We start from the raw sequence: 18,558 nt of genomic DNA, 5'->3' as shown, positions 1-18,558 counted from the left end.
TCAATGAAAAATCAATTAAGAATCATTGGTGGAGAATGGAAACGTCGTCAGCTACCTTTTGCCAGTATTGACGGACTTCGCCCAACGCCTGACCGTGTACGTGAAACACTTTTTAACTGGCTCATGTGGGACGTACAAAATGCCAAAGTTCTAGATCTATGTACCGGTTCAGGTGCATTAGCATTTGAAGCACTCTCACGAGGTGCAGCACAAGCAGTCATGATAGAACCTGACCGTACGCAAGCAAAATTTTTAACGGATAATCTCGAACTATTACGTGTGAGTAAGCAACAGGCCCAACTCAAAATTATGACTGCTCAACAAGCCTTAGCTACATTAAAAGAGCAGTTTGATTTAGTATTTTTAGACCCTCCCTATAGCCTCGACCTATGGGAAACCTTAGCAAACCAAGCTGATCCATTAATTGCAGAAAATGGCTTAATTTATGTCGAAGCTGATCGAGATCTATCTCAGCTCAAATTACCCGTATCATGGAAACAAATTAAAAATACTAAAGCTGGTACAGTTCGCGCTGGACTCTATCAAAAATCAGTTTAAAACCAAATGTATTTAAAAAAGGACGCTTACGCGTCCTTTTCTTAGCGAATGTCCCAAGATCAAATTTGTGGACGTAAAGGTCGCTGTGCATTAAATCCACCTGTAGATAGCTTAACTGCTGGTGCAACATTAGGACGCTTCTTCTGTGATTGAGCATTCGGTTTTGGTTTCGTTACAGGTTTTGTTGTTTGTGGTTTAGCGGTTTGAGGCTTATTTACATTCGGTTTATGCTGTGACGGGCGTTGTACATTAGGCCGTTGATTATCCCAAGGTCGATGCTGTTGGGTTGAACCTACATGCTGTGGACGCTGATGATGTGGTCTGTATTGCGGCTGATTCGGACGATATTGTGGACGCTCATAGCCATAAGAATTTGAATATCGATGCGATGATCCATAACCATATTGACTCGAATAACGCGAGCCATCATCAAACGGTGCAACCACACACCCGGTAAGTGAAATTGCGAGCACTGATAGCAAAGAAACTTGTTTAAGCATGTGAACTACTCCTATTTGAATAGGTATAGTCTGCTGTAAAGAAATGGATCAAAAAGGTAACCTATGTAGATGAGATGTATACCCATGTCCATTTTTTATCCATCATCTAGAATATTAAACCTATAAATAAGATGTAAAAAAACCAAGCTTGGTAGTGAAACATTTATGATAGAACACCGATAACAATCAGCGAATCACCACATTATTCGATCAGATTTTTAGATAACTTATTTCCTTATTTATACTAACAAACTCCCCCCCTTCAGAGATAATTTTATCTACAATAGCGACTGAATTTTAAAAGTAAAAATGCAATGACATGGTTAATTTTCATTCTTGGGGCAGTATGTGCAGGTTTCATCCAAGGATTAACAGGTTTTGCATTTGCACTAATTGCTATGTCTTTTTGGGTATGGATTCTGCCGCCGCAAATTGCAGCACCCTTAGTTGTTAGTGCTTCAGTCTATAGTCACTTTATTTCCCTCAGTTACGAAAAAAACTCCATAAACCTCGATCGCAAACTCATTTGGCCTTACTTAATAGCGGGCTTAATTGGCGTGCCTTTAGGAACCTATTTACTCGATATTATTAATCAAAACACTTTTAAGCTGGTACTCGGTGCATTTTTAGTGATTTGGTGCCCGATCCTTTTTTTTAATCCTACAATTGGATGGATCACAAAATCGGGTAAATGGGCAGATTCGATCATTGGCTATATTGGAGGCATATTGGGTGGATTAGGTGGCTTTTGTGGGGCATTGCCTTCTGCTTGGCTCATGCTTAAAAAGACACCGAAAGAACAGCAGCGTTATATTCTGCGTCATTTTAATTTCGCAATTCAAATCGTGACCTTAGCCAGCTATCTATGGCAAGGGATTATCCAAAAACAGCACTTACCCTATCTGGCGGTATTACTGATTATCATGGCATTTCCGGTAATTTTAGGTGCACGTTTGTTTTACAAAGTCTCGGAACGCCAGTTTAAACACATTGTTCTTGGTTTATTATTTAGCTCAGGATGCTTTTTACTTAGCATGAGTCTATTGCACAGCTAAACCAGTTTTTGAAATATAAATGATCTACAAAATACAACTAAAATCATGAACCACATCTCATTTAATCATTTTTTAGCCAAATGGTAAAAAATAAATTAATTTTTATCTTAAAACTGAATAGAATACGACACCACATCATTTGCTCATAAAAAAATCATGAATAAGTTCATCCTGCTCGCAGGTGTAACTCTGTTAAGCGGCTGTATGTTTGGCACATCTAGCGAAATAAAAAAAGCCGAAAAGCTACTTTCTCAATTCCAATGTAATAATATCGAAAGCGCACATATGACGCACAGTTCGATTACCAGTTTCCATGAGCAAAAACTTGCTTCAAGTAAACAGAAAGTCGTTTCTTATATTGATCAATATAAAGATGGCGATAAATTATTTAGCATTCCACTCACCGATGTCGTGGATCAACAATATATTATTTATAAGTCTGCTTGCCAAAACTTAGGTGGGATACATCCTGAAGTTGAAGAATAACAAAAACTATTTACATCGATTTTTCTCAAATCAAAATAAAAAAGGACAGTCTGAGCTGTCCTTTTTTCTATCTAATCTACTTTAAGATCATGGATGATAGCGTGTATCTACACTAAATTTTTCAGGAAATTTTGCATTAATGTTGGCATAAAAAGCCATGATCTCAGCCATATCTTTTTCAAAATCCCCTGTCGGATAAACAATTTTACCAACGCCAGTTTTTTTATTTTTATAATCCATATAAGCCAAGGCAATCGGTACACCCGCATTGACTGCAACATGGTAAAAACCTGTTTTCCATTTTTCTTGCTTGGCGCGTGTTGCTTCAGGTGTTACTAACATCACCAATTTCGGATGAGTTTTAAATAAATCTGTCATCAGTTGAACCATACTCGGACGTGGTTCACCCGGCGCTTTAGGACGACGATCTATCCCAATCCCGCCCATAGCGCGGACAAATGGCCCAAATGGAAACTTCATATAACTGTCTTTAATGGTAAGACGTACATTTACCCCCATTGCCTTCAAAGCTAGACGCGCATATAGCGCATCCCAATTACTGGTATGTGGCGCAGCAATCATGACACATTGATCAATGTCTAAAGACCAGTGATTATCTAACTTCCAACCCAAGGCATTTAGGCTTTGTTCTGCCAATTTTTCAAACACAATTTACACCGCACACATTTAAAAGTGCACCGAGTTTAGCAAGCTAAAAAATATATAAAAGTCTAAACTGTCTAAAAATCACCCAATTAATATATAAATGTCCTTTAGCGTTCACTTTTAGGTAATCAATAATTTAGCATCCAATTTAGAGCCGTGAGTTAATCAGCTGCTTGGATTTGATCTTCGTTTTTTATTATTTTCTTTTCTAATGTAATGCTTCATTTATGCATGCTTTCTTTGAAGAACTTAAAATCACGAAATACGAAAAGCACAAGATTTTACATGAAGCCACTGTTTTCACAGTACGTTTGGCATCAAGCTTAATGTATTCGAATGCGACTGGATGATTACTGTGAAAAGAATAATTCTCGTCCTTGGACTAACCAGCCTGATTTTAATGGGCTGCTCAAACAATAACGATCAATCAGAAAGAGCTTCCGCTCCAGACAATAATGTCATCGCCAATACGGATCATCCTAATCAGGCGGACACCACGATGGGCGATACTGCTGAAAACGCGTTGGATTGGCCTGGTGAGTATAAAGGCATACTGCCTTGCAAGGACTGTAAAGGCATTGAAACCGAACTTGAACTCAAGCTCGATAACCGCTTTGAGCTCAGCCAAGAATTTTTAGGCAAACCTGCAAACACGGAAAACAAAGTCAAAGGGACCTTTAAATTCTTAGCAGACCAACCCAATATGATTCAACTCGATGCTGAAGGCGATAATCGAATTTATTTTATCGGTGAAAATTTTATTGAGTTACGTGGTGATAAAGGCGAAAAATTAGAAATGCCTGAGTTAAATTTCCAATTAACCAAACAGCTTAATTAAGTACTTTTAAAATATCAGACAAAAAAATCCCCGCAAAATGCGGGGATTTTTTTAGATCAAATGATCGGTAGATGAATTACATCATACCGCCCATTCCGCCCATGCCACCCATGTCTGGAGCAACCGGTTTGTCTTCTGGAATATCAGTGATCATACATTCAGTTGTAAGCATTAAAGCAGCAACAGAAGCAGCATGTTCAAGTGCTGAACGTGTTACTTTCGCTGGATCAAGGATACCCATTTCAAGCATATCGCCGTATTCACCAGTTGCAGCATTGTAACCGTAGTTACCTTCACCGTTTTTAACTGCGTTAATTACAACAGAAGGCTCATCACCTGCGTTCGCAACAATTTGACGAAGCGGTGCTTCGATTGCGCGACGTAAAATGTTGATACCTACGTTCTGGTCGTCATTCGCACCTGTAACACCTTCAAGTGCAGATGCAGCGCGTACAAGTGCAACACCACCACCTGCTACAACACCTTCTTCAACCGCAGCGCGAGTTGCGTGAAGCGCGTCGTCAACACGGTCTTTCTTCTCTTTCATTTCAACTTCAGTTGCAGCACCGATTTTGATCACTGCAACACCGCCAGCCAATTTAGCTACGCGTTCTTGAAGTTTTTCTTTGTCGTATTCTGAAGTAGATTCTTCAATTTGCGCACGAATTTGAGTTACGCGCTCAGCAATTTGATCTGCATTACCAGCACCATCAACAATCACTGTATTTTCTTTAGAAACAGTTACTTTGTGCGCTGTACCTAAATCTTGAAGAGATGCAGTTTCTAAAGACATACCTACTTCTTCAGAAATAACAGTTGCGCCAGTTAAGATCGCGATGTCTTGAAGCATTGCTTTACGACGATCGCCAAAACCAGGGGCTTTAACCGCACATACTTTAATAATGCCGCGCATGTTGTTTACAACAAGAGTTGCAAGCGCTTCGCCTTCAACATCTTCAGCGATGATAAGAAGCGGTTTACCTGTTTTAGCAACAGCTTCAAGTACAGCAATCAATTCACGGATGTTGCTGATTTTTTTATCAACAAGAAGAATGAACGGATTTTCAAGTTCAGCAGTTAGCGTGTCTTGTTTGTTTGCAAAGTACGGGCTGATGTAACCACGGTCAAACTGCATACCTTCAACAACGTCCAAAGCATCTTCAAAGCCTGAACCTTCTTCTACAGTAATAACGCCTTCTTTACCTACTTTTTCCATTGCTTGCGCAATAAGTTTACCAACAGTAGTGTCAGAGTTTGCAGAAATCGAACCAACTTGTTCAATTGCTTTGGTATCAGAAGCTGGTTTAGCCGTTGCTTTGATGTTTTCAACTACAGCACGTACAGCGATGTCGATACCACGTTTCAAGTCCATTGGGTTCATACCCGCAGTCACTGATTTGATACCTTCATTTAAGATTGCTTGTGCAAGTACAGTTGCAGTTGTTGTACCGTCACCTGCGATGTCATTGGTTTTTGAAGAAACTTCACGAACCAATTGCGCGCCCATGTTTTCAAATTTGTCTTTAAGTGCAATTTCTTTTGCAACAGTTACACCATCTTTAGTGATGTGTGGTGCACCGAAAGAACGATCGATAACAACATTACGACCTTTAGGACCTAAAGTTACTTTTACTGCGTCTGCAAGTACGTTCACACCTGCAATCATTTTTGAACGCGCTGAATCACCAAATTTTACGTCTTTAGCTGACATATCTAACTCCGAATCTTTTTAAATTTTTAACAATTTATACTTTATAAAAGGGTCTAAATGCGTGTATGAAGCTTAAGCTTCAAGTACCGCTAAAATGTCAGACTCTTTCATAATAAGAAGCTCTTCGCCTTCTACTTTTACTTTTGTACCCGCATAAGTACCAAACAATACGTTGTCGCCAACTTTAACGTCTAATGCGCGAACGCCATTGTCAGTTACTTTACCATTACCTACAGCGATCACTTCGCCTTGAGCAGGTTGTTCAGCTGCTGAAGTACTTAAAATAAGACCACCAGCAGTTTTAGTTTCCTTTTCAACACGGCGAATCACAACGTTATCGTGTAGAGGACGAATATTGCTCATAGTTAACTCCAGACTAAGTCTATTTATAGATGAATGACGATGACATTTTGATTTCCGTAAGCCATCGCCAAAAATTAATTCAGATGACACTTTTGTGGGGATGGAAAAAAACGCTTCAAGGGTAAAATTTAATTTTTTTAATCTTTTTGTACTTTTTTTCGACTAATTACTCTTTTGTATATCGCAATGATCAACAATTCTTAAAATCAAGGCTTCTGTTCAAACTGCTGAGATACAGCATTAAAGAAATAATGCCGTACATCCATATGATGATCAATGACATTAAAACTATTGGGAAGATTGTCATGCAAACGATACGACGTCGCTGTTCCTGCATGAATATCCCAAACTGGATGTGCAGCACCTAATTGATAGATTTGATTTAAATCGTAAGCTGCTGGCACATGTAAATGTCCATGTAACAGCCCGTTTAAACCATGTTTACTCCACTGCTCGAGTGCCAATCGGCCTTGTACAGGACAATCTTTAACACCATGTGGATCATTGGGAGGTGTATAAAAAGGTTGATGGGCAATCACCAATTTCAACTTATTTTTTGGTGCGGCTTTTAACTGCTCATCCACACGTTGTATTTGTTCTAAAGAGATGTGTCCCCGTGTGTGGTAACGCCGGCGAATACTATTTACTCCCACCAAATAAAAATGCTCCGTTTCCAGCACATTTTCTAAATTATCAAAGAACAGTTTATACCGAGTAAATGGACTAAATACCCGATTCCATAAATGATAAAGAGGTATATCGTGGTTGCCCGGAACCACGATATAAGGTCGTTTCAAGCTTTCTAAAAATTGTTTACAGGCAAAAAACTGCGCATACCGTGCGCGCTGAGTTAAATCACCACTCGCCACAACAGCCTCAATCTGATGTTGCTGGCAAAACTGTTGTATCGCCCACATACATTCAGGCTTTTCAGTTCCAAAATGCAGATCAGACAGATGCAGGATCATGTGGAACTCGTATTTTTAAGGCATTTTTTTTCACAGAAATCTGTAATGGTGGTTTCATTTCAACAATTTCACCATCAATAGCCACTGTTATTTTATTGCGTTTGGTGTGGATCGTGACTTGCTCCGCTGCAAAACTATAAACATCTGGTGCTTTTTCAATATTTCCACGCATCAACTGCCACAGCAGTTTGAATAAGGTGCGTTTATCACTTTTTGCAACCACCACACCGGCGACCTTTCCTTGTGCAGCATCTTTGGCAATTTTTAAGTTTAAATCCGCAAGTTGCAATTGATTATTACCAAAGAAAATCAACGGTGTTTTGACTGGATAGATATGATGATCTACTTCAATTTCAAGCTTCAATTCTTTACGATCACGAATGAGAACATCAAGCCCTGATGTATAGGCGTGTAAAGGAAAGCGCCCAAATTTTTGATTGTAAAATTCACGCTTTTGTATGAATAGCGGATACAGCCCTAAGCTAGCGTTATTTAAATAAATATGATCATTTAACTGTGCAACATGCACTTCCCTGTTTTGACCCGTTGCTATTACGTTTGCCGCTTGGATTAAATCCAATGGAATATTGAGCACACGCGCAACATAATTGAAGGTACCTAAAGGTAAAATACCCATTGGAATATTGGTATGCATTAGACGCTGCGCGACGGCATTTAAAGTCCCGTCACCGCCTGCTGCAACCACCACACCAACCTCTTGCTGTTGCTGATGGCGTGCAAGCACCTTATCCATTAAGGCATCAAAACTGACATCCTGCCCCAGTTCAAACGATTGAATTTCATAACCATGACTGGACAAGACTTGAACCAGTTCTTCATAAACTGCTTCTTTATTTGCAGCATGAAAACCAGAGTTTTTATTGTAAATAATAGATAATGGCTTCGTTTGAAGAGACATTTTTTATACATTTCTACCCGTTTGATTTATATTTTGTCGAATTAACAAACAATTAAAAGCACCTTTATGTAAAATTCGAATTACCACCATTTATTTAATCAATAATAATTCTCATGTAAGAAATTATTTCAAGCTATTGTTTTTAATAAATATAATTATATAAAATATTGTTCATTATTTTTCTAAATAGAACAAAATAAACACAATAAAATTATTAACCATTTGTTTTTATTTAATTTTATTACTAAATAGCATTAACTACCAAATAAAATCTACCACTTCTTTAGTCTTATTTTTTTTATGATTTTATGCTTTAATACAGCGACTTTTTTTTCATATTTTATCTGCATGATGTACCCCATGATGCAGATTAGACTTTGTACGGTTAGTACATTTTTGAGATAGGCCTCACCATGACCCAAGTGAACGCACCAGAATTCGTTCGTCACCCTAAGCTTATTGCTTGGGTGGAAGAAATTGCCAAATTAACCAAACCAGCAAAAATCGAATGGTGTGACGGTAGCGCAGAAGAATATCAACGTTATATCGACTTGATGATCGCTAACGGCACTATGCAAGAACTTAACCAAGAAAAACACCCTGGTTCTTACCTTGCTAATTCTGATCCTTCTGACGTTGCTCGTGTTGAAGGTCGTACTTTTATTTGTTCAGAAAAGCAAGAAGATGCTGGCGCAACTAACAACTGGGAAGCTCCAGCTGAAATGCGTGCTCGCCTTAACGGTTTATTTGACGGTTCAATGAAAGGTCGTACTTTGTACGTTGTCCCTTTCTCTATGGGGCCTTTAGGTTCTCATATTGCTCACATCGGTATCGAACTTACCGACTCTCCTTACGTAGCTGTAAGCATGTCAAAAATGGCTCGTATGGGTAAAGCTGTTTATGACGTTCTTGGTACTGACGGTGAATACGTTCCTTGTGTACACACTGTAGGCGCTCCGCTAGAAGAAGGTCAAAAAGACGTTGCATGGCCTTGCAACCCTGAAAAATACATCGTTCATTACCCAGAAACTCGTGAAATCTGGTCTTACGGTTCTGGTTACGGCGGTAACGCATTGCTTGGTAAAAAATGCCTAGCTTTACGTATTGCTTCTTCTATGGGTCGTCAACAAGGCTGGTTAGCTGAACATATGCTCATCCTTGGCGTGACAAACCCACAAGGCGAAAAACACTACATCGCAGCTGCATTCCCTTCTGCTTGTGGTAAAACAAACTTCGCTATGTTGATTCCACCAGCAGGCTACGAAGGCTGGAAAATCGAAACTGTAGGTGATGACATTGCTTGGATCAAACCAGGTGAAGACGGTCGTCTATATGCGATTAACCCAGAAGCTGGTTTCTTCGGTGTTGCACCTGGTACAAATACCAAGACCAACCCGAACTGTATGGCTACATTAACTAAAGATGTTATCTATACAAACGTTGCTGTAACTGACAACGGCGAAGTATGGTGGGAAGGTCTTACTAAAGAAGCACCTGCTAACCTTACAAACTGGAAAGGTCAGCCACACGTTGCTGGTGAAAAAGCGGCGCATCCAAATGCTCGTTTCACAGTTTCAGCTGGTCAATGCCCTTCTATTGACGCTGATTGGGAAAACCCAGCAGGTGTTCCAATTTCTGCGTTCATCTTCGGTGGTCGTCGTGCAGATACAGTGCCTCTAATTTCAGAAGCATTTGACTGGGTTGACGGTGTTTACAAAGCTGCAACTATGGGCTCTGAAACAACTGCTGCTGCTGTTGGTCAACAAGGTATCGTTCGTCGTGATCCATTCGCAATGCTTCCATTTGCGGGTTACAACATGGCTGACTACTTCTCTCACTGGTTAGAACTTGGTGAAGAAGTTGCTGCTAAAGCTGCTGCTCACGGTAACAAACTACCTGGTATCTACAACGTGAACTGGTTCCGTCGTGATGCTGAAGGTAACTTTGTATGGCCTGGTTTTGGTCAAAACATGCGTGTTCTTGAGTGGATCATTGATCGTTGTGAAGGTCGTGCAACTGCTGTTGACACTCCAATTGGCCGTGTACCAACTTTCGAACAATTGAACTGGAACGGTTCAGATTTCACTAAAGAACAATTTGACCTTGTTACTTCTCAAGACAAAGATCAATGGATCAAAGAGCTTGAAAGCCACACTGAATTGTTCAACAAATTAGGTGATCGCCTTCCAGAAGCGCTTAAAACTCGTCAAGCTGAGTTAATCGCTGCTGTTAAATCTGCTTAATTCTTTCTAGATTAAGTTAAAAAAGACCGCTTTATGCGGTCTTTTTTTATGCTTTCAAAATAAAGCTTTATTATTTCTGCACCATTTATTATTTGAACAACCATGCAATTAGAACGAGCATTTCAAGAGTCCTATAAAGAAGCCGAGCACTTAGCATTAAGAATAATTCATACTGACTTGCGCTCGCGAGTAGCAGCCACTTTATTTGCAATTGCACAGCAGCATCAATATTTAATTTTTTTGCTTTTGCTAAATTTCCCAACACTTCAAGCCTCAGCATTTGCACTCCTAAGACCTCTTTGCGAAGCAGTGATTAAAGGTCTATGGATTAAGCTTGTCGCAACTAAAAATCAAATAGACAAATACCTAAATGGCAAGGAAATAAAAAATACAAAACAAATGGTTGAATTAATTGCCATCCAATACGCTTCTACCAACAACCAATTCAATCAAAAGAATTGGAATGCCTTGAGTTCATACGTTCATTCCAATCATTTACAACTACAATACTGGTTAAATTCAGAAACCGTTGAGCCACCATATTCGGATGAAGCAATCGCCGAGTTAATAAAAATAACAAGACTTTTTTCCAGTCTTGCGTTTCAGGCTATTCAAACCATATCGTCAGAACACAAACCTTAAGCCACTTCTTTTTTTAATCTTCGCTCACGCAAACTTATCAAATATTTATCCAAAACTTGAACTGATTCTTCTTCAAATTTTAAATACAATTTCGTTCTGCGCTTTAAAATATCTTGACTGGTTCTCGCCCACTCGTGCTCAACTAAATAATCCACTTCCTGTGCATACAAACCACATCCGAAGTGCTGACCTAACTCATCTACATTATGAATATTCTTTAAAAAATCCCATACCCTTGACCCATAAGCATGTGTCCATCGTTCCGCCGTATTATCATCCAAATTTTGAATCTGCTCTAAAATATTCAGCTTTAAAATATCTAAAGACACCAAATGCTCAGCGCCTGGTAATTTTGCAGCAGCCGTCCATACCCCGCGCATATGCTCGAAGTATGGCTTTAATAAGGTCATCGCAGATTCAGCCAATTTACGATAAGTCGTTAACTTTCCACCAAACACCGAAAGCAAAGCTACTGCACCTTCTACCTGCGTTAAAGACAATGTGTAGTCTCGCGTCACAGCTGAAGGATTATCTGACTCATCGTCACATAATGGGCGCACACCCGAATAGCTCGCAACAATATCGTCTTGTGTAAGCTGAACCTTAAAATGATCATTTGAAACATCGAGCAGATAATCAATTTCATGTTGAGTAATTTCGACATGATTCGGATCACCCTGAAATTCCTGATCTGTCGTACCGATTAAGGTGTAGTCCTGCAAATATGGAATAGCAAAAACAATACGCTGATCATCATTTTGCATAATGAAGGCTTTATCACCATCATACAGTTTAGGCACAATAATATGGCTGCCTTGTATTAAACGGACTCCATAAGGTGACTTTTGCTTTAAATTTTGCTGAAGAAATTCTGCGACCCACGGCCCTGCCGCATTCACCAATACTTTGGCTCGAACAACCGATTCACCATGCGAATTTTCAAGCTTAACCGTCCATACACCATTTTCTGTTTTTGCAGACAGACATTGTGTACGGGTTAAAACCTTAGCACCAAGTTCCTTCGCTTGCATCGCATTAAGGACCACCAATCTTGCATCATCTACTGCACAATCTGAATACTCAAAACCGCGTGTGATTTCTGCATGTAAAGGACTATTGATTGAGCTAAATTCAACTTGATTTGAACCTGCAAGTTGCTCACGCTTACCCAAATGATCATAGAAAAATAAGCCTGTGCGTATTAACCATGCAGGACGTAAATGTGGTTCATGCGGCATAATAAAACGCATTGGGCGAATAATGTGTGGTGCTTTACTTAGTAGTACTTCCCGTTCAGCCAAGGCCTCTCGTACCAAACGGAATTCTTTATGCTCAAGGTAACGCAGACCTCCGTGAATTAACTTACTACTGGCCGATGAGGTATGGCTCGCAAGGTCATCCTTCTCACACAACAGTACAGATAAGCCGCGTCCAGCTGCATCACAAGCAATTCCAACGCCATTAATACCACCACCGATGACGACCATGTCATAAATTGGGTGTTGTTCTTGCATACACACCTCTCAGTTTTATTAATCAATGAAATGAACTAAATTTTACTGTTCTGTTTAAGGCCTATTTTTTATTTTTAATCATCATTTTTTTATGCCTATATCCAAATGTAGGTGGATAAACCACACATCTCAATAGCACATTCAATCAAATTAAAAATCTTCGCTTTAAAAGCGCATAACCCATAGTTCAAGCAAAAACTATGACAGCATGATAAATTGTACACTTTGCAAACAAAACCTCTTTTTTAGTTTACATTTCATACTTTTTTATGTGCTTAAGATAAACCCACACAATAAAAAATATGGATTTTAGGATGACGGATGAAACGGTAGTTCACTCAAATTTAGATACAAAAACACGGGTCAAATCCATTTTAGGCGGTTCAGCTGGTAACTTGGTTGAATGGTATGATTGGTATGTCTATGCCGCATTTACCCTGTATTTTGCACATGCCTTTTTTCCCCGAAGGTAGCCAAACAGCCCAACTCTTACAAGCTGCCGCAATCTTTGCCGTCGGCTTCCTCATGCGCCCCATTGGCGCTTGGATTATGGGGATTTACTCCGACAAAAAAGGCCGAAAATCAGGTTTGACATTATCTGTTACCCTTATGTGTATTGGCTCATTAATGATAGCCGTTTCACCGACACATGATCAGGCTGGCATACTTGCCCCGATCATATTGGTCGTTGCGCGATTAATTCAGGGCTTAAGTGTTGGTGGTGAGTATGGAGCAAGTGCAACCTATTTAAGTGAAATGGCGGAAAAAAATCGTCGCGGTTTCTTTTCCAGCTTCCAATATGTCACGCTGATTGCAGGCCAATTAACCGCACTGTGTGTCTTGCTCATTTTGCAATGGCTTCTGACTGAACAACAATTACATGATTGGGGATGGCGTATTCCTTTCTTCATTGGTGCGTGCTTAGCAATTGTAGTGTTTTATATTCGACGTGGATTATTGGAAACTCAATCATTTAAAAATGCCCAAACACAGAAAGACCAACCTGAATCTGGCTTATTTTCACTGTTTAAGCATTATCCTAAAGAAGCTTTCACGGTACTATTTTTAACTGCTGGCGGTACATTAGCGTTTTATACGTATACGACCTATCTACAAAAATATCTGGTAAATACTTCAGGATTTACCAAACCCGAAGCCACCCAAATTACCTCACTGGCGCTGTTTATCTTTATGTGCTTACAACCACTTGCTGGCGGATTATCCGACAAGATTGGTCGCAAACCGCTCATGATTGCCTTTGGTGTATTGGGTGTGCTGTTTACCTATATATTGTTTCAAACACTTGGAGCAACACAAGATTATTGGACTGCATTTTGGCTATGTTTGGCAGGTCTAGTCATTGTTACGGGTTACACCTCGATTAATGCTGTAGTAAAAGCCGAGATGTTCCCCGCTCACATACGTGCACTCGGTGTAGCCTTACCTTATGCTTTAGCAAATACTATTTTTGGTGGTACAGCGGAATTTTTTGCACTGAGCTTTAAAGAAGCAGGACATGAGAGTTGGTTCTTTATTTATGTCACCATCATGATTTTCATTTCATTACTTGTATATATCTTCATGAAAGACACCAAACATCATTCGCAAATTAAGGAACACTAACCAACCTCAGCTTGACGATATATTAATCATGGCGATTAATTATTCACCTTTATACATACTTAAAGCCCTATCTATTGGGGCTTTAAGCTTTTCCAGTTAGTCGAAAAATCTTTATATGCATAATTATTTCGCTTTTTTTAGACTAAAGTCGCATGATTTTAGCTTTAGATCGGAGTATAAATTAAATAAATATCCTCCCATCTTCCATTTCGACAAAATATATTGATTTAAACTTTTTCTCTCAAGAGTTTAAATGGATATGTTTTGCATTCATTCCTCGGAGAATGATGTGTCAAACTCATCTGAACAAGTTGCTCCAGAGCAATTTGATAGAAAAACTCGTGTCAAATCTATCCTCGGTGGATCTGCCGGCAACCTCGTAGAATGGTACGACTGGTATGTTTATGCAGCGTTTACCCTCTATTTTGCGCCACAATTTTTCCCTGATGGCGACAGCACCGTTAAACTCTTACAAGCTGCGGCTGTATTTGCCTTAGGCTTTTTAATGCGTCCAATTGGCGCATGGGTGATGGGTATTTATGCTGACCGCAAAGGCCGTAAAGCGGGTTTAACAGTTTCTGTGTCTTTGATGTGTGTCGGCTCATTAATGATTGCCTGCGCTCCAACCTATGATTCAGTTGGTATGCTTGCCCCAGCAATTCTATTACTTGCACGTCTACTACAAGGCTTGAGTGTTGGTGGTGAATATGGTTCAAGTGCAACTTACTTGACCGAAATGGCAGGTAAAAATCACCGTGGCTTCTTCTCAAGTTTCCAATATGTCACACTCATTTCAGGTCAGTTACTTGCACTGTGTGTGTTGATTATTTTGCAACGCAACCTATCAGAACAAGCTTTGACTGAATGGGGCTGGCGCGTACCGTTCTTTATCGGGGCATTACTCGCGATTGTCGTGTTCTGGATTCGTCGTGGCTTAGTAGAAACACAGTCATCTAAAGAAGCACAAGAACAAGCCAAAAATGGTGGTCCAAAATCTGGTGCCTTGGCGTTATTTACCAAATACCCTAAACAAGCTTTCACTGTGATTATGTTGACTGCTGGTGGTACATTGGCCTTCAACACTTTTACGACTTACTTACAGAAATATCTTGTAAATACATCAGGTTTTGAAAAAACCACAGCAACTGAAATTACCACTGCTGCGATTTTCATCTTCATGTTGTTACAACCTGCTGTTGGTGCGCTTTCTGACAAAATTGGTCGTAAACCAATTATGATTGCCTTTGGTGTACTGGGTGTATTGTTCACGATTCCAATTTTCAACGGTATTGGTTCAACTACCAGCCCAACAACTGCATTTATGCTTTGTATGAGTGGTATGGTGATTGTGACTGGTTATACTGCCATTAACGCTGTAGTTAAAGCTGAATTGTTCCCCGCACATATCCGTGCACTCGGGGTTGCTTTGCCGTATGCTATTGCTAACACTTTATTTGGTGGTACAGCAGAACTTGTCGCTTTGGGCTTCAAAAATGCAGGCCATGAAAATTATTTCTTCTACTACATTACCTTCATGATCGGTCTGTCACTACTGACTTACATTTTCATGAAAGACACTAAAAAACACAGCATGATTACAGATAATTAATTCGATTTATTGTGATTTAAGCCTAGCCCATCAATACACATTGATGGGCTTTTTATGTCATATCGAAATGATCTATTTCAACAATAATTACTTTAGCCATCGAGTCCCTGTCCAAGCTATGGCATACTGAAGTTATAAATACACACGGCGAATGAAATATGAAAAATATTTATAAAGTTTTGAGTTTGGGTATTGTTGCAATGTCGATGGCTGCATGCCAAAGCACACCACGTGCTTATAATGGACAAACAGGTTTTCAAATTGAATCACAGTCGGCGGATTCGGCAACTTTGGCTTATACATTAGCTGGTCGCCAAAACCAACAACTCGATGCCAACAAACTTCAACGTGCCTGCCAAAAAGTATTAAGCCCACAAAAAACTTATAAATTACAAATTCTTAGCGTCAATGAAATTGCCAATCCAGCTTTAAAAAACACCCAATACGGTCGCCAAATTGGCAATACCCGTGCGAATTTTGGTTTATCGAATACCCCAGATCTACGTAACTCAGACAATCTAGGCGCACGTGATGCTTTAGATGCACGTCCAGCAACTTTACGCGTTGTTCGCTATACATGTTCTTAATAAAAAATGACCTGTCCTAGGACAAAAAATAAGACGCTGCTTGCGTCTTATTTTTTACTTTGAATTTTTGAATTTGCAACTACAGTGTTTTATAAAAACTCACATTACGAAACTCTGGCGATTCATCTAAATCTGGCCATGTCGTTGCACTTCGCTCATCAAGTTTTTCATATTTTGGATGACTGAAATTTTTCACTCGACTATCCGCCACCCATACTTCAGGCGCAAACTTAAGAAATTCGTCTAGAAAGAAGCGATTACATTGATCATATAAAACATCCGCTGCTAGCAAAATATCCACCTGCTCGGCTTTATATAGATCATCCAAATATTCTAATTCAACATCATTCAGCTCAGCATTCGCACGGCAAGCATCTAAACTGACTTGGTCGATATCACAGCAAATTACACGCTTGGCCCCTGCCATTTTTGCAGCAATCGCTACCACGCCTGAGCCTGCACCAAAGTCCAGCACCACTTTGTCTTTGACATACTGTGGTTCTGCCAACAACCATTGCGCCATCGCTAGACCAGATGCCCAGCAAAATATCCAATACGGCGTGTCGTTCCAAATCCGGCGAATAACTTCGTCATCCAATTTATCGGTTGGAAATACGGGTGGAATTAACCATAACGAAATTGGAGTTTCGGGTAATTGCTGTGCAAGTAATTCACAGTTTGGAATCACATCATGCAAGGCTTGAATTAGGTGGTCTGGGGCTTTAGGAAATTGGAAAGTACAGCTCATATTAAGCCTTGGAGATGATTTTATTTGAATTTATAAACGTATTAGATACGCGACATCGTCATCTGCTGCTGTGCGAGACAGGCCTCAATCGAATGAACACTGTTTCTGCGACACCATTAATCAAAAGACTGATTATGTCGAGTTCAGCAGATGACAAATGGTTTTGGTTACTTTTGCCGAAACAAAAGTAACATACGGGCTTCTTACATTTATAAGTTATAACGGTAAGACTCCGTTGTGACATAAATATCTTTTAATTAAAAGATTAACCCAACGCTTTTTCAGCAGCTTCAACAGTTTGACGAATCAACGTTGTAATGGTCATTGGGCCTACACCACCTGGAACAGGAGTATAAGCAGAAGCAACTTCTTCAATCCCCACCAATTGGATATCACCTACACCGCCGCCATCACGTGGATGGAAGCCAGCATCAACCACTACAGCACCCGGTTTGATCCAATCTTTTTGAATCAATTCAGCTTTACCAACCGCACCTACAATAATGTCAGCTTGTTTAACAAAGTCAGCCAAGTTTTGAGTACGTGAGTGGCAAGTAGTCACTGTCGCATTTGCTTCAAGTAACATTGCAGACATTGGTTTACCCAAAATTGCTGAACGACCCACAACTACCGCGTGTTTACCTGCGATTTCAATGTTGTTTTCTTTCAAAATGGTCATGATGCCTGCTGGTGTTGCAGAACCATACGCAGCTTCACCCATCGCCATACGACCGAAGCCTAAGCAAGTAACACCATCAACGTCTTTTTCAAGTGAGATTGCATCGAAGCAAGCACGTTCGTCAATTTGAGCAGGTACTGGGTGTTGTAACAAAATACCGTGAACATCTGGGTTTGCATTTAATTTTTCAATTTCAGCAAGTAATTGTTCAGTTGTGGTTTCTTTAGGAAGCTCAACTTTTAATGAATCCATACCAACACGGCGGCAAGCATTCCCTTTCATACGTACATAAGTTGCAGATGCACCATCGTCACCTACCAAAATAGTCGCAAGAATTGGGGTACGACCAGTTTTCTCTTTTAGCGCTTCAACGCGAGTTAACAAGTCAGCTTCAATTTGCTTCGCCAATGCACGACCATCTAAAACTAATGCCACGGCACTTCTCCAAGTGATGATATGAATCAATTTTGCACATAATACATGATTATTTTAAATTTTTTACCTTGTATGCTGCTTTTATGCTCATACAGATGAATCTGCTATTGTTTTTTTTTCAGAGCTTGCTAATATACGCATCAACAAGACATGGCGGGGTGGCAGAGTGGTCATGCAGCGGACTGCAACTCCGTGTACGCCGGTTCGATTCCGACCTCCGCCTCCAATCTTGTTAAGCCCGAGTGGTGAAATCGGTAGACACAGGGGATTTAAAATCCCCCGCCCACAAAGCGTGCCAGTTCGAGTCTGGCCTCGGGCACCATTCTTCTACTACTGAAGATGGTGTAAATAAAGAACCCAGCGATAAGCTGGTTTTTTTATGCCTAAAATTTAACACACCAATAAAAAAAGAGG

At 39.9% G+C, this 18,558-nt stretch carries 17 protein-coding genes, 2 tRNA genes and 1 pseudogene; 11 read left to right on the top strand and 9 right to left on the bottom strand.

Annotated features, from left to right (window positions below; translation table 11 throughout):
- Positions 1 to 3 precede the first annotated feature (3 nt).
- A complete protein-coding gene (gene rsmD / locus A9J31_RS02985; protein WP_067762431.1) occupies positions 4 to 558 on the top strand; it encodes a 16S rRNA (guanine(966)-N(2))-methyltransferase RsmD in 555 nt (184 codons plus the stop codon).
- 59 nt (positions 559 to 617) lie between these two features.
- Here the strand turns inward: rsmD and A9J31_RS02980 are convergent, their stop codons facing one another.
- Positions 618 to 1,058, bottom strand: a complete 441-nt coding sequence (locus tag A9J31_RS02980) for a hypothetical protein (RefSeq protein ID WP_067762429.1) — start codon at positions 1,056 to 1,058, stop codon at positions 618 to 620.
- Positions 1,059 to 1,372: 314 nt separating this feature from the next.
- On the opposite strand from A9J31_RS02980, the gene A9J31_RS02975 reads away from it, so the two are divergent.
- Together A9J31_RS02975 and A9J31_RS02970 are read left to right on the top strand one after the other, a co-directional pair.
- Positions 1,373 to 2,113, top strand: a complete 741-nt coding sequence (locus A9J31_RS02975; protein WP_067762427.1) for a sulfite exporter TauE/SafE family protein — start codon at positions 1,373 to 1,375, stop codon at positions 2,111 to 2,113.
- A gap of 156 nt (positions 2,114 to 2,269) precedes the next feature.
- Entirely contained in the window at positions 2,270 to 2,599 is a 330-nt protein-coding gene (locus A9J31_RS02970; protein WP_067762425.1) for a hypothetical protein, read from the top strand.
- 87 nt (positions 2,600 to 2,686) lie between these two features.
- Here A9J31_RS02970 and A9J31_RS02965 read toward each other — a convergent pair whose 3' ends face one another.
- Positions 2,687 to 3,268 carry a 1-acyl-sn-glycerol-3-phosphate acyltransferase gene (locus A9J31_RS02965; RefSeq protein ID WP_067762423.1) on the bottom strand — a complete coding sequence of 194 codons (582 nt, stop codon included), beginning with the start codon at positions 3,266 to 3,268 and terminating at the stop codon, positions 2,687 to 2,689.
- Between the two features lie 352 nt (positions 3,269 to 3,620).
- Between A9J31_RS02965 and A9J31_RS02960 the strand changes: the two genes are divergently transcribed.
- On the top strand, positions 3,621 to 4,103 hold the full coding sequence (locus tag A9J31_RS02960; RefSeq protein ID WP_067762465.1) for a copper resistance protein NlpE: 483 nt from the start codon (positions 3,621 to 3,623) through the stop codon (positions 4,101 to 4,103).
- 76 nt (positions 4,104 to 4,179) lie between these two features.
- Here the strand turns inward: A9J31_RS02960 and groL are convergent, their stop codons facing one another.
- The 4 genes from groL to A9J31_RS02940 form a co-directional block, all read right to left on the bottom strand.
- Positions 4,180 to 5,814, bottom strand: coding sequence for a chaperonin GroEL (gene groL, locus A9J31_RS02955; RefSeq protein WP_067762421.1), 1,635 nt, complete (start codon positions 5,812 to 5,814; stop codon positions 4,180 to 4,182).
- 72 nt (positions 5,815 to 5,886) lie between these two features.
- Entirely contained in the window at positions 5,887 to 6,177 is a 291-nt protein-coding gene (locus A9J31_RS02950; RefSeq protein ID WP_067762419.1) for a co-chaperone GroES, read from the bottom strand.
- Between the two features lie 206 nt (positions 6,178 to 6,383).
- Positions 6,384 to 7,145 (bottom strand): metallophosphoesterase family protein, encoded by a 762-nt coding sequence (locus A9J31_RS02945; RefSeq protein WP_067762417.1) that lies wholly within the window; start codon positions 7,143 to 7,145, stop codon positions 6,384 to 6,386.
- Complete coding sequence (locus A9J31_RS02940; RefSeq protein WP_067762416.1) at positions 7,126 to 8,064, bottom strand: diacylglycerol/lipid kinase family protein; 939 nt, start codon at positions 8,062 to 8,064, stop codon at positions 7,126 to 7,128. Before A9J31_RS02940 ends, A9J31_RS02945 begins: the two co-directional genes overlap by 20 nt.
- 413 nt (positions 8,065 to 8,477) lie before the next feature.
- On the opposite strand from A9J31_RS02940, the gene A9J31_RS02935 reads away from it, so the two are divergent.
- Positions 8,478 to 10,307 carry a phosphoenolpyruvate carboxykinase (GTP) gene (locus A9J31_RS02935; protein ID WP_067762414.1) on the top strand — a complete coding sequence of 610 codons (1,830 nt, stop codon included), beginning with the start codon at positions 8,478 to 8,480 and terminating at the stop codon, positions 10,305 to 10,307.
- A gap of 102 nt (positions 10,308 to 10,409) precedes the next feature.
- Positions 10,410 to 10,949 (top strand): DUF6988 family protein, encoded by a 540-nt coding sequence (locus A9J31_RS02930; RefSeq protein WP_067762412.1) that lies wholly within the window; start codon positions 10,410 to 10,412, stop codon positions 10,947 to 10,949.
- Here the strand turns inward: A9J31_RS02930 and glpD are convergent.
- Entirely contained in the window at positions 10,946 to 12,463 is a 1,518-nt protein-coding gene (glpD, locus tag A9J31_RS02925; protein ID WP_067762410.1) for a glycerol-3-phosphate dehydrogenase, read from the bottom strand. The two genes, A9J31_RS02930 and glpD, sit on opposite strands and share 4 nt — an antisense overlap.
- Positions 12,464 to 12,765: 302 nt before the next feature.
- On the opposite strand from glpD, the pseudogene A9J31_RS02920 reads away from it, so the two are divergent.
- The 3 genes and pseudogenes from A9J31_RS02920 (at position 12,766) to A9J31_RS02910 (ending at position 16,282) form a co-directional block, all read left to right on the top strand.
- Positions 12,766 to 14,086, top strand: a pseudogene (locus tag A9J31_RS02920) (MFS transporter).
- Positions 14,087 to 14,345: 259 nt separating this feature from the next.
- Entirely contained in the window at positions 14,346 to 15,695 is a 1,350-nt protein-coding gene (locus A9J31_RS02915; RefSeq protein ID WP_425394340.1) for an MFS transporter, read from the top strand.
- Between the two features lie 158 nt (positions 15,696 to 15,853).
- Positions 15,854 to 16,282: a hypothetical protein gene (locus tag A9J31_RS02910; RefSeq protein WP_067762406.1), complete on the top strand. Its 429-nt coding sequence runs from the start codon at positions 15,854 to 15,856 to the stop codon at positions 16,280 to 16,282.
- Between the two features lie 79 nt (positions 16,283 to 16,361).
- Here the strand turns inward: A9J31_RS02910 and A9J31_RS02905 are convergent, their stop codons facing one another.
- The gene (locus A9J31_RS02905; protein ID WP_067762404.1) at positions 16,362 to 17,030 is read right to left on the bottom strand and encodes a class I SAM-dependent methyltransferase; all 669 of its coding nucleotides are present in this window, start codon (positions 17,028 to 17,030) and stop codon (positions 16,362 to 16,364) included.
- 265 nt (positions 17,031 to 17,295) lie between these two features.
- On the bottom strand, positions 17,296 to 18,144 hold the full coding sequence (gene folD / locus A9J31_RS02900) for a bifunctional methylenetetrahydrofolate dehydrogenase/methenyltetrahydrofolate cyclohydrolase FolD (protein ID WP_067762402.1): 849 nt from the start codon (positions 18,142 to 18,144) through the stop codon (positions 17,296 to 17,298).
- Positions 18,145 to 18,296: 152 nt separating this feature from the next.
- On the opposite strand from folD, the gene A9J31_RS02895 reads away from it, so the two are divergent.
- Positions 18,297 to 18,370: transfer RNA gene (locus A9J31_RS02895), tRNA-Cys, on the top strand.
- 10 nt (positions 18,371 to 18,380) lie between these two features.
- Positions 18,381 to 18,466: transfer RNA gene (locus A9J31_RS02890), tRNA-Leu, on the top strand.
- Positions 18,467 to 18,558: the final 92 nt, after the last annotated feature.

Source organism: Acinetobacter gandensis, from assembly GCF_001678755.1.
GTDB lineage: Bacteria > Pseudomonadota > Gammaproteobacteria > Pseudomonadales > Moraxellaceae > Acinetobacter > Acinetobacter gandensis.
This window is presented reverse-complemented; position numbering and strand designations above follow the sequence as displayed.